Source organism: Pedobacter sp. AC402, assembly GCF_979252805.1.
The window spans coordinates 1-12,107 of the sequence record NZ_CEEDAI010000004.1 but is presented as its reverse complement, the minus strand read 5'-3'; the positions used below and the strand labels follow the sequence as shown (position 1 = coordinate 12,107).

The following is a 12,107-nucleotide window of genomic DNA, read 5'->3' as shown; positions in this document are numbered from 1 at the left end:
GACTTCTTAAACTTTAAGTGTTGTATTAGTTTTTTGTTTTTGCCACAGCTACCTTATCAGCTGCCTTTTGAGGTTGGATAACCATGCCCTCCTGTAATTTATCAATGCCGCTCAATACAATCTGGTCGCCCGCTTTAACACCACTGTTAACCAGGTAATTTTCACCTGCTTTACCCACAATGCCAATGGCCTGTTTTTTAACCTTGCTGCTATCGCCAACGGTAAATACAAATACCTTATCCTGCATTTCTACCGTAGCCGATTGCGGTACCAGAATGGCATCATCATGTTGTAACCCTAAATGGATTTTGCCCGTATTACCCGAGCGGAGCACACCACTTGCATTAGGGAAACTAGCCCTGAGTGTAATAGAACCCGTGTTTTTATCAAACTGACCATCAATCATATCAATTTTACCTTTAAGCGGGTAAACACTGTTATCCGATAATAAAAGTTCAACAGCAGGTAAATGCTTAATCCTGTCGGCAGGGGTTTTGCCAGGGTAGTTTACATTAAAGTTATTGAAGTCGTTTTCCGCAAGCGCGAAATAAACATGTACCTCATGTATATCAGATAACTGCGTTAAAGCAACCTGGTCAGTCGGCGAAACCAGGCTGCCCTGTTTTTTAGGGATACGGCCAATGTAACCACTTACGGTAGCCTTAACATTGGTATAACCTAAATTAATTTGTGCCGAAGCCACACCGGCTTTAGCCTGCTCGGCATTAGCCTGTGCTATTTTAAGTGCTGTTTTAGCAGTTTTTAACTGAAAATCAGATACTACCTTATTTTGCACAAGCGGGGTTAACTTATCTACTTCCAGCTGTGCATTTAAAATTGCAGCTTCAGCAGCATGTAAGCTTGCTTTTGCATTGTTTAAAGCCTCGCGGAAAGGATTTTCGTTTATTTTAAAAAGCGTTTGGCCTGCAGTTACATAAGCACCTTCGTTAACCAGTACACTTTGTAAATAACCACTAACCTGCGGCCGTACATCAATATCAACAGCACCTTGTATCGATGCCGGATAATCTACAAACGTAGTTTCTGTACTCGCATTAATCGAGGTTACAGGTAAAACTGGTGGCGGTGGTGCAGCTGCAGCCTGATCGGGAGCAGATTTGCAACTCACCAAAACAATGGAAAGAAGAGAAATTGTTAACAATAACTTAATACTATTAAACCATTTAACGGTGTTAAGTAAGGGATACAAGCGATGTAGAGATTTCATATGATTAAATTTAATTGGAATTAAAGTGTATAAATAATTTAACAGTGTTAAATTAAGGGATAAAAAAAAATTAGCTGTTAATGGATAATGTAATGCCTTTGATGGCATCTTTTAAAATTTGTTGGTTTAGTTCGTCGGTTGTTCTTCCATTAGGGCGAACCAGGTTAATGGAAATCAAGCCATGGATGATAGACCAGTAAGTGTAATACTTCATGCAGATATCATCATCTGATACTGGTTTCTTCTCGAATAATGATTCAATTACATCGCCAAGCATACCACCTACGTTTTCGGCTTCGGGCATTGAATTTTTTACTGTACAACAAACCATATCCACACCATACATCAACTGATAAAATTCTTTATGGTTAAAAGCGAAGTTCCAGTAGGCAATCCACATGGCTTCCATTTTATCTTCCGGAGATTCGTGTTTGTCGCGGGCCTCGCGGATATCTTTGGCCAACATCAAATAACCCCGTCTGGTAAGTTCCAGTAAGATGCCATCTTTGTTAGAAAAGTACTCGTAAATAATTGGTGCAGTATACTCAATCTGGTCGGCAATTTTACGCATACTCAATGCCTGCCAACCCTCAGTTTGAACAATGTTCAAGGCAGCATCCAGAATTTTTGTTCTGGTTTCATCTTTTAAACGTAGAATTCTTTCTTTACTTCCCATGATTGGAATATTAGGTGTAAATAATCTAACACCGTTAAACAAATGTAGAACCAATTACAGAATTCACAATCATTCATTTGTCATAAACATTTGTAGGCACAGTTTGGCAGGTGTAAATCAGCGATTAAAGCTGTTAAACGCATATTATTAATTTAAAACATTTTTTATTGAGATGATGAAATGTGATTTTCTGCGTGGCAAAACTGACTGACAGATGTGCTATTCAGATTGACAGGTTTAGGATAATGATGCGCAATTTGGCAGTTTGTTTGCCTCGATGTGCAGAAAGGGGTATAACCACAGAGGCACAAAGGCAATGAAGTTTATATTGAGGTAGTTGGACTTGCATGCGCAAGCGGGAACATTAATGCAGCATAAAGATCCTACCACAGCATTACGATTCCCAATCAAGTTGGGAATGACGATATGGCCTAGGAAGGAATACCACTAAAGCTTAATAAGATAAGTCGTTTTTCCCACTCAGGCGTAAATCCTAATGCAGCATAAAAACCCTACCAGAGCATTACTATTCCCAATCAGGTTGGGAATGATGATATGGGCAAGGAATAAATAACCACAAAGGCACAAAGAATAAAATATGCAATCTTAGTGCCTTTGTGGTAAACAATTAAGCTTTAAACGCTTTCATAAAACTACTCACTTGCTCCTCTAAATTTCCTTGAGCAATGGCTTTAACGAATGCGGTACCAATAATAGCTCCATTTGCGTAAGAGCAGGCTTTATCGAAAGTTTGTTTATCACTGATCCCAAAACCAATCATGGTTGGGTTCTTTAGGTTAAGGTTTTTAATCCTGCCGAAATAAGCTTCTGTAGTATCTCCAACCTCGAGGTTTTTACCTGTAGTAGCTGATGAGGATAACAGATAGATAAATCCATTGGTTAGACCATCAATTTTATGGATACGCTCTTCAGCGGTTTGAGGCGTGATTAAAAACACATTGCTCAGGTTATGTTTCTCAAAGCAATCTTGATAAAACTCTTCGTACTCTACCATCGGCAAATCGGGTACTATACAACCATCAACACCTACTTCGGCACAAGCCTCACAAAATTTTTCGACACCAAACTGCAAAACAGGATTAACATAACCCATTAATAACACAGGAATACTCACCGTTTTACGTAAATCTTTCAACTGCTCAAAAAGCAAGTTAAGCGTCATGCCCTGATCGAGCGATTGTTTACTGCTGGCCTGAATTACCGGTCCATCGGCAACAGGATCCGAATAAGGAAACCCGATCTCAAGCATATCTGCACCAGATTTCTCCAAAGCCTCTGCAATTTTCAAGGTATCGCCGGTATTTGGATAACCGGCAGTATAATAAATTGATAATATGTTTTTCTTCTCCTGGAAGAGTTGTTTAATTCGATTCATATCCCAAACCCCTAAAGGGGCTATTAATTGTGTGAAAAATTACCTCAAAAGTCCCCTTCAGGGGATTTAGGGGTTATAAGTTAAAATATTTAATATAAGTATCCAAATCCTTATCACCACGGCCTGAAAGGCAAACCACTACATTTTCGCCCCCTTTAAACTCCATTTTTTCTAAATAAGCCAAAGCGTGTGCGCTTTCGATGGCCGGGATAATTCCTTCCAATTGTGTACAAAGCAAACCAGCATCTAAACTTTCTTCATCGGTAATGGAAACATACTGGCCACGACCGGTTTTAAACAAATGTGCATGCTGTGGTCCAATACCCGGATAATCCAATCCGGCTGATACCGAATGTGGTTCTACAACCTGGCCATCTGGCGTTTGCATTAAAATGCTCCTGCTTCCGTGTAATACACCTTCTTTACCTAAATAAGTGGTTGCAGCAGAAAACCCGCTCGATACCCCTTTTCCGGCAGCTTCAACAGCAATCAGCTTTACATTTTCATCATCCATAAAGTGGTAAAACATACCCATGGCATTACTTCCACCACCTACACAGGCCAACACATAATCAGGTTGATCGCTGCCGGTTTGTTCCAACAATTGCTTTTTGGTTTCTTCAGAAATAATCGACTGGAAAATGGCAACCATATCAGGATATGGATGTGGACCAACTACCGAACCGATAATATAATGCGTATCAACCGGGTTATTAATCCAATCGCGCATGGCCTCATTGGTGGCATCTTTTAAAGTTTTACTTCCCGAACTTGCCGGAACAACCTTTGCGCCCAACATTTTCATACGGGCTACATTTGGTGCCTGGCGTTCAATATCTACCTCACCCATGTAAATAACACACTCCAGGTTACGTAAAGCACAAACTGTGGCCGTAGCTACCCCATGCTGCCCCGCTCCTGTTTCGGCAATAATTCTTTTTTTGCCCAATTTTTCGGCCAATAAAATCTGCCCGATGGTATTGTTGATTTTGTGTGCTCCGGTATGATTTAAATCCTCTCTTTTTTAAGAAAATATTGGCACCAAAACGCTCAGAATATCTTTTAGCAAGGTATAAAGGGGAAGGACGGCCAACATAATCTTTTAACAATTGATGAAATTCCTTTTGAAAATCGGCATCATCAATAATCTTTAAATAGTTTTGACGCAATTCTTCTACGTTTGGATAAAGCATTTCGGGGATGTACGCACCTCCAAAATCTCCATAATATCCTTTTTCGTTTACTTTGTATTTCATAATATTTTTATCAACTAGTTTGCCACATTGAAAGCTGCTCAAGATAAGTCGTCATTCCAGCACAGGCGGGAATCTTAAAGCCTATAGGATTACTATTCCCAATCAAGTTGAGAATAACGGATCAACTTATACTTAATCACCTTCAGGATGACATTATTTCGTGTTCATTTCTTTAATAAATTCTTTAATCTTCCCGGCATCCTTCAAACCAGGCTCAATTTCAAACCTGCTATTAATATCAAGCGCATATAAACGCTCATCATTTATGTTTTTTATTGCTTCGGTGTGTTCAAGGTCAATTCCACCGCTTAAAAAGTAAGGCTTTTGATCTTTATATCGATCTAATACTAACCAATCAAATGTTTTTCCCGATCCACCGTGTGCTTTGGTTTTGGTATCAAACAAAAAGTAATCAACAACATTTAAATAAGGTTTTAATGCTGTAAAATCAAAATCCTCATCTATTCCAAATGCTTTGATTACCTCCAAAGCAGTAAAGCTTAATTTTAATGTTTCACAGTATTCGGGCGATTCGCTGCCATGTAACTGAACAGCCTTCAGCTTCAAAGTGTTTACCTTATCTTTTACTTTTTCAATATCTTCATTTACAAAAACGCCTACAGTTTTAATCTCAGAAGGAATGTACTTAATCAATTCAGCAGAAACATCACTGATTAAGCGCGGCGATTTTTCATAAAAAATAAAGCCCATATAATCTGGCTGAAGCTCTGCAACCGCAGCAATATTGGCTGCCAAACGCATTCCGCAAACTTTTAATTTTAGCATGCCAATAGGTTTTTAAAGCTCTCCAATGCTTTTTTGCTCATTAACGATTCTTCCGCTGCGTAAAAACAATCGGCAAAAGATAATTCAGGTTTAATAGTCTTAATTGCCAATGCCGAATTGCAAAGCACCACATTGTTTTGCACATCTGTAGCCTCACCATTTAACACATCCATAAATATTTTTGCTGATGATTCTACAGTATCTCCACCTTTTATGGCATTTACCTCAACCCGCTCAAAACCCATATCCTGAAGCGTTAAAATCTGCTCTCCTTTATTCGAAAAGGTTTTCACATCACAGGTTAACGAAACCTCGTCATAACCTTCCAAGGCATGTACAATGGTGTAACTTTTATCAGTATCCTGATATAAATAAGCATATAAACGGGCCAGCTCTAAACTGAATACGCCTACCATCTGGTATTTTGGCTGCCCGGGGTTAACCATTGGCCCCAACATGTTGAAAAATGTTTTCACACCCAGTTCTTTACGGATAGGTGCCACAATTTTCATAGCGGGATTAAACAATGGTGCATGTAAGAAACAAATACCCGCTTTATCCAAATTGCGTTTTAAGGTATCCTCATCATTAGTAAAAGTATAACCTAAATGTTCCATCACGTTAGAAGAACCGCAGCCAGATGATACGCCATAGTTACCGTGTTTAGCCACATGGTGCCCTGCACCTGCAACCACAAATGATGATAAGGTAGATATATTAAAAGTATCTTTACCATCGCCACCCGTTCCACAAAGATCAATAAGATCGTAACCCGATAAGTTTACTTTCACACACATATCAAGCATCGCATCACGAAACCCCTGTAGCTCCTGCACGGTGATGTTGCGCATGGCATAGGCAGTTATAAAAGCTGCAATCTGCGAAGAATTGAAAGCCCCTTCAGAAATGGAAATTAAAATGTTCTTTGCCTCTTCCCTGCTAAAACTCTTGTTCTCGAATAAATGGTTTAATATTTTTTTCATGTTTATTGTTCAATCTTATTTAACCACAGATGAACACGGATACACACAGATTTTATCCGTGTTCATCTTTTTTATCTGTGGTTCATTTCTCATTTATCTCCATGGTCTGTGTACTCACAGACCATTTATTATTTTGCTCCTTAACCACCCCGTCCTCCGGACACCCCTCCACGGGAGGGGAAGGCATAAAAAAAGGATTGCTTTTTGGGCAATCCTTTTCATTGTGTTTAAAATATTTTAAAATATATAACAATAGAATTTGCCTAACGAATTTCGTTATGCCACCACCAATTGTTATTTAAGTTTTTAATTATCATGTTTGTATAAAGCAAATATTGATATAGTTTTTTAATATTCCAAAATCTTTCTAAAAATATATGTCTTTCTTCAAAAGAAAAGTACAGTTTAATGATGATTTGGGCTTCGGATCCAATCCGGTAACCAAAAATCAGCGCATGCTAAACCCCGATGGTTCTGCAAATATCGAACGTACAGGCTTGCCATGGTTTAAGTTCGATGATACTTATACCCGATTGGTTACCATGAAGCTGGCCGCGGTTTTTCTTCGTCATCCTACTCGCTTACCTTGTCGTAAATACGATTTTTGCAGTTTTATACAATGCAGTAGGAATAGAAAATTTAAATGGTGCTAATGGCGTTACATTTCGCGATCAGTTTTTTGATGCCTTTTTCTTCTCAGCCCAAACCATTTCTACCGTAGGTTATGGCCATATTTTGCCACAAGGTTTTGTTACCAGTGTGCTTGCAGCTTTTGAAAGTATGCTGGGTTTGCTCGCTTTTGCACTGGCCACCGGATTATTATATGGCCGTTTCAGTCGGCCCACTTCTAAAGTGAGTTTCAGTAAAAAAATGGTTATTGCCCCTTACGAAAAAGGCCACGGTTTAATGTGCCGTTTAGTAAATTTACGCCGCAATCAACTCATTGAAGTAGAAGTGCAAATGGTAATGTCGTATAACGAAACGGTTGATAATAAACAAGTGCGGAGATTTTATCCGTTGGCTTTAGAACGTGATAAAATTGGGATTCTTTCTTTAAACTGGACACTCGTGCATCCTATAACCGAAGAAAGTCCGTTTTACGAGAAATCATTAACCGAATTGCAGCTTGCCGAAGTAGAAGTTTTTGTAATCCTTAAAGCTTTTGACGATACCTTTTCGCAAACCATCCATACCAGAACCAGTTATCAGGATGAGGAAATAGAAATGGATGCCCGATTTGAGAAAATGTATTACCACAATGAAGAAGGTAAAATGGTGATGGATTATAGCAAACTCGATCAGGTTAGCCGTACGGTGTAAGTTTCTTTTTCTTATGTTAAACTTTTTTTTGTTTTTGGAAAGCAAATGCCATGCTAATCGGTTATAGCTTCCCGCCATACGCTTTATCCCGATTGAAGGAATCGGGATGCCCGCTGCTGCCAGGTTTATGGAACCTGGGTCGGTGCAATAAAATTACTATCGCCTTAGTTGCATGTTCTCCAGAGTTGTCTACTTGAATAGCAAATAGGCTAGAAAGTTGACAACTCTTATAAAGATGACTTTTGTATAAACCCAACAATATCTTTATACAAATCATTTCCACCAAAAATCATCTGACTAATCATTGGTACATGGCTTTTGCCTTTAATTTCCTTAATTTCTACAGGAATGTTGTTGGCTTTAAGTTTTTCGTATAACCTTGGCGTTTGTAATTTAATGGCTCCGTAAGTTTTGCTTCCAAAAAAGAGTAAATGCGGATTTTTAATATTATTTACATAATTTAATGGTGAAGCCAGTTTCCAAACGGCAGATTGATCAGTAAAAGTTCTGATGAAATCGAAGTAAAAATGATCTTTTTCTGCTGTGGTTAAATATTCCTGCATATCTAAGCCAAAAGGATCGTTCAGGATTAATCCTTTAATCGGATTTTGGATACCAGCTTTTTAAAGTATTTAGGATCTGCGTTGATCAGTTCACCTAAGTGCGCGCCTGCAGAATGGCCCATTACGAAAATTTTATCCGGGCTTGCTGCGTAATCAGCAATGTGCTCTTTTTACCCATTTAACTGCTAAGGCACAATCATCGCCCATTTTCTCGTACTGAACATTTGGTGCCAAACGGTAATTGATGATTACGGTAACAACGCCCTTACGTGCAAAGTTTCTGCCCAACCACCAATAGGTTTCTTTTTTGCCACTGCTCCAGGAGCCACCGTGAATAAAAATGAGAACAGGTTTGTTTTTTATACTGTCATTTTTATAAAAAATATTCAGCGTATTGGCCTCATCAGCATTGGCTGCATAATTGATATTTTTTACTTTTTTAACCTGTGCAGAAGAAAGTATCGTTTGAAAAAGAAGCATTAATAAAACAAGGGATTTGTACATAATAAAGATTTATCTCTTCACTCAATAAACGAAATTGTTGTAAAAGTGGATTTTTAATAATTGATCTTAGACTCCACTCAGAATTACAAGTAATTGAAGTTAAATCCAATGCAGTTTAATTTACTAAACATTAACCGCAATACACTATCCTTTAATCAGCGGATTCTTTTCTTTCGCAAACAAATCAAAAACCTTTTTATCAACAAAAGCCGGAAAGAGTTTATTCATCCATACGGCTAATTTACCTTGTCCGGTCATGATGAGGGTGCGTTTGCGTTGTTCAATCCCATCGGCAATAATGCTTGCTACCTCTTCTGATGTCATCATTTTACCTTCATCCATACTGGTTTCGCCATGTGCGGCACCATCTTTAGATAAAGCGGTTACGCGAATGTTTGATGCGGTAAAGCCCGGGCAGGCCAATAACACATTTACACCCGTTTTTAATAATTCGGTGCGTAGGGATGCCATGAAACCGTTCATTGCAAATTTAGAGGCCGAATAACCGGTTCGGCCCGGCAAACCGCGGAAACCTGCAATTGATGAAACACCTACAACCGTTCCTTTGGTTTTAAGAATTTCAGGCAAGGCATATTTTGTGCAGTATACTGTTCCCCAAAAGTTTACATCCATCAGGTTTTAAAGTACCGATAAATCTAAATCGTTAAACAGCGCACGCATTGATAAACCAGCGTTATTAACCAAAATATCAATCTGTTGAAACGAAACCAAAGCTTGTCTAATAATCAGTTCACAATCTGCTTCTTTACTCACGTCAGCCTGAACAGCCACCGCCCTGATGCCATATTTTTTTTCCAGTCCGGCAGTAATTTCGCAAAGTGTTACATATTGACGGGCAGCTAAAACCAGGTTGGCACCACGTTTGGCAAATTCTTGGGCACAGGCTTTTCCAATTCCGCTGGATGCTCCGGTGATAATGATTACTTTATTTTTTAGATTCATTTTGAGTAGAACGATTTGATTAGTTTGGTTTAAAATAGTTTGTGGCTTCGGTAACTTCGTCGGTATTGATGATATCTGTACCAAGCTTCATGCAACAGCTTCCAACAAGCTTTAGTATCGGGCGCACCCCAAAAACGGAATGGTTTACCGATTTTATGCGCATTTTGAATCAGGTTTAACAATTTAGCTTTATCCATTGTTGAAATTTCTCCAACACCTTTCCATTTGGAATAAGTGGCAAAATTATCGCTGATCATTGCCACTTTCGCTAAATCGGCCTGGCTATAAATATGGTTGGGCAAACCATCGAAATATAAATTTGGGTAATTATGAAAACTGCTATCAGCCGGGCGGTTTCCACTAATTACTACAATGCTATTTTTACCCTGCTTATTAAAGTATTGCTGATATTTTTTTAAATCCTTATTCAGTAAACGATATGTCGAATCCCAATCTCCCTTGATATCAATCATCAATTGAAAAGCGTAATATTCATTACTGTGAGATAAGGTTTTTATCCGTTTTAAATACAACGCATCTAAAGTATTGCCTGTTTTAATTTCTTTTTTACTATGTGCCACAATTAACGAATTGCCAACTACAAAAACATCAGCTTCTATAGAAAAAGCCTTGTTTTGCACAGCATCATAAAAAGGTTTTTGATGGGTATAATCGTTATGTGAGTGAATTTTAACCTGTGCCTGAACAAACAATCCGGATAAAATTAGCAGGGAGAAAACCAGGAAACGCTGTACCATTATTTCATCATTGCTGTTTCGTAAGGCACGCGGGTTACAATGGATCTGCCGAGCGTAATTTCATCGGTATATTCTAACTCGCCACCAAAAGCAATACCTCTTGCAATGGTAGTTACAGGAACATTAAATTCTTTTAATCTTTTATAAAGGTAGAAAAGCGTGGTATCGCCCTCCATATTAGGACTTAACGCTAAAATTACTTCTTTAATTCCTCCTACTGCCATCCGCGACACCAATCCTTCTATAAATAAATCAGAAGGACCAATCCCATCCATAGGCGAAATTAACCCACCCAAAACATGGTAAACCCCAAAGTATTGTCCGGTATTTTCGATGGCCATTACATCACGGGTATCTTCTACCACACAAATGGTTTCTTTATCGCGTTTAATCGAAGTACAGATTTCGCACACGGTATAATCCGAAATGTTATGGCAGGTAGTGCAGTGTTTAATCTGTTGTTTAAGCTTTATAAATGTATTGCCAAACTGATTTACCTCCTCCTGTTCTTTATTTAAAAGATGTAAGACCAAGCGTAAAGCCGTTTTTTGCCCCACACCAGGAAGTTTCGAGAATTCGTTTACCGCATCTTCGAGCAGTTTGGATGAAAAATTCATAATGCAAAAATAGGTAAAATGCTTTGTTAGTTCAATAGGCATTAGTTTATTGGTTAATAGTTAAATGGATCATAGTTCATGTCTTGATGTTTCAGCATTTAGTTCTCTTTATTTATCGGTAACTGGCAATTGCGAAGTGATATTTACATAGCAGATGGTTAATTAACCCCGATATACTTTTGGTGTCATCTTTATGCAAATCGACTATCAACCATTTAACCATCAACCCAATAGCAGAACTAAACCCATTGAGCCCTATACTTTGGGCGTTATGTCTATGCAAATCGGCTATCAACCATCAGCTATCGACCAAATAATAAAACTAAACTCATGTAGTGCGTCACCTTAATCCAAATCAGCTATCAACCAAATAGCAAAACTAAACCCATTGACATTAAATCCGAATTTCTTACATTTATCAGCTTAACACAAAACTATGTCTCCAACCATTCTCTTATGTTTTCTGATCGGTTATTTTCTATTGCTGATTATTATTTCATTTGTAACTTCAAAAAACTCATCCGACAATTCTACATTTTTTATAGCCAACAGAAATTCTAAATGGTACCTCGTGGCCTTTGGTATGATTGGCACAGCCCTATCAGGTGTTACCTTTATATCTGTGCCAGGCGAGGTTGGTGCACCGAGCGGAAACCAGTTTCAATACTTCCAGTTCGTACTCGGCAATGCAGTTGGTTTTATCATCATAGCCACGGTTTTGCTTCCACTTTACTACCGGATGAATTTAACCTCTATTTATAGCTACATAGAGAAAAGATTAGGCCACTACAGTTATAAAACAGCAGCATCTATATTTTTATTGAGCCGAACATTAGGCTCTGCAACAAGATTATACCTGGTGGTGATTGTTTTACAACGCTTTATCTTCGATAATTATGGCATTCCATTTTGGTTAACAGTTTTAATTTCACTGGCCTTAATTTGGTCGTATACATTTAAAGGTGGATTAAAAACCATAATTATTACCGATACACTGCAAACTTTTTTCTTGGTGCTGTCCGTTTTTTTCAACGATTTATTTCATTTGTAACAGCCT

At 38.3% G+C, this 12,107-nt stretch carries 12 protein-coding genes and 2 pseudogenes; 3 read left to right on the top strand and 11 right to left on the bottom strand.

Annotation, left to right across the window (positions count from 1 at the left end; all coding sequences use genetic code 11):
* Nucleotides 1-25: 25 nt before the first annotated feature.
* The 6 genes and pseudogenes from AC0IWE_RS03000 to trpD form a co-directional block, all read right to left on the bottom strand.
* Nucleotides 26-1,228: an efflux RND transporter periplasmic adaptor subunit gene (locus AC0IWE_RS03000; protein WP_471791856.1), complete on the bottom strand. Its 1,203-nt coding sequence runs from the start codon at nucleotides 1,226-1,228 to the stop codon at nucleotides 26-28.
* Between the two features lie 70 nt (nucleotides 1,229-1,298).
* On the bottom strand, nucleotides 1,299-1,904 hold the full coding sequence (locus AC0IWE_RS02995; RefSeq protein ID WP_055910893.1) for a TetR/AcrR family transcriptional regulator: 606 nt from the start codon (nucleotides 1,902-1,904) through the stop codon (nucleotides 1,299-1,301).
* Nucleotides 1,905-2,532: 628 nt separating this feature from the next.
* A complete protein-coding gene (gene trpA, locus AC0IWE_RS02990; protein ID WP_471791855.1) occupies nucleotides 2,533-3,300 on the bottom strand; it encodes a tryptophan synthase subunit alpha in 768 nt (255 codons plus the stop codon).
* A 73-nt stretch (nucleotides 3,301-3,373) separates the two neighbouring features.
* Nucleotides 3,374-4,556 (bottom strand): annotated as a pseudogene (gene trpB / locus AC0IWE_RS02985) (tryptophan synthase subunit beta).
* A gap of 153 nt (nucleotides 4,557-4,709) precedes the next feature.
* A complete protein-coding gene (locus AC0IWE_RS02980) occupies nucleotides 4,710-5,342 on the bottom strand; it encodes a phosphoribosylanthranilate isomerase (protein WP_471791854.1) in 633 nt (210 codons plus the stop codon).
* Nucleotides 5,336-6,325, bottom strand: a complete 990-nt coding sequence (gene trpD, locus AC0IWE_RS02975; protein ID WP_471791853.1) for an anthranilate phosphoribosyltransferase — start codon at nucleotides 6,323-6,325, stop codon at nucleotides 5,336-5,338. Before trpD ends, AC0IWE_RS02980 begins: the two co-directional genes overlap by 7 nt.
* Nucleotides 6,326-6,702: 377 nt before the next feature.
* Between trpD and AC0IWE_RS02970 the strand changes: the two genes are divergently transcribed.
* Nucleotides 6,703-6,978 (top strand): hypothetical protein, encoded by a 276-nt coding sequence (locus tag AC0IWE_RS02970; RefSeq protein WP_471791852.1) that lies wholly within the window; start codon nucleotides 6,703-6,705, stop codon nucleotides 6,976-6,978.
* A complete protein-coding gene (locus AC0IWE_RS02965; RefSeq protein WP_471791976.1) occupies nucleotides 6,896-7,645 on the top strand; it encodes an ion channel in 750 nt (249 codons plus the stop codon). Before AC0IWE_RS02970 ends, AC0IWE_RS02965 begins: the two co-directional genes overlap by 83 nt.
* Nucleotides 7,646-7,872: 227 nt before the next feature.
* On the opposite strand, the gene AC0IWE_RS02960 is transcribed toward AC0IWE_RS02965, so the two are convergent.
* The 5 genes and pseudogenes from AC0IWE_RS02960 to recR all read right to left on the bottom strand — a co-directional run bounded on the left by AC0IWE_RS02960 (nucleotide 7,873) and on the right by recR (nucleotide 11,050).
* The gene (locus AC0IWE_RS02960) at nucleotides 7,873-8,208 is read right to left on the bottom strand and encodes a hypothetical protein (protein ID WP_471791851.1); all 336 of its coding nucleotides are present in this window, start codon (nucleotides 8,206-8,208) and stop codon (nucleotides 7,873-7,875) included.
* A gap of 153 nt (nucleotides 8,209-8,361) precedes the next feature.
* The gene (locus AC0IWE_RS02955) at nucleotides 8,362-8,712 is read right to left on the bottom strand and encodes an alpha/beta hydrolase (RefSeq protein WP_471791850.1); all 351 of its coding nucleotides are present in this window, start codon (nucleotides 8,710-8,712) and stop codon (nucleotides 8,362-8,364) included.
* Nucleotides 8,713-8,856: 144 nt separating this feature from the next.
* A pseudogene (locus tag AC0IWE_RS02950) lies at nucleotides 8,857-9,675 on the bottom strand (SDR family oxidoreductase).
* Between the two features lie 29 nt (nucleotides 9,676-9,704).
* Nucleotides 9,705-10,433: a PI-PLC domain-containing protein gene (locus AC0IWE_RS02945; RefSeq protein WP_471791849.1), complete on the bottom strand. Its 729-nt coding sequence runs from the start codon at nucleotides 10,431-10,433 to the stop codon at nucleotides 9,705-9,707.
* A complete protein-coding gene (recR, locus tag AC0IWE_RS02940; protein ID WP_055910908.1) occupies nucleotides 10,433-11,050 on the bottom strand; it encodes a recombination mediator RecR in 618 nt (205 codons plus the stop codon). Before recR ends, AC0IWE_RS02945 begins: the two co-directional genes overlap by 1 nt.
* Nucleotides 11,051-11,486: 436 nt before the next feature.
* On the opposite strand from recR, the gene AC0IWE_RS02935 reads away from it, so the two are divergent.
* On the top strand, nucleotides 11,487-12,101 hold the full coding sequence (locus AC0IWE_RS02935) for a sodium:solute symporter family transporter (RefSeq protein WP_471791848.1): 615 nt from the start codon (nucleotides 11,487-11,489) through the stop codon (nucleotides 12,099-12,101).
* Nucleotides 12,102-12,107 lie beyond the last annotated feature (6 nt).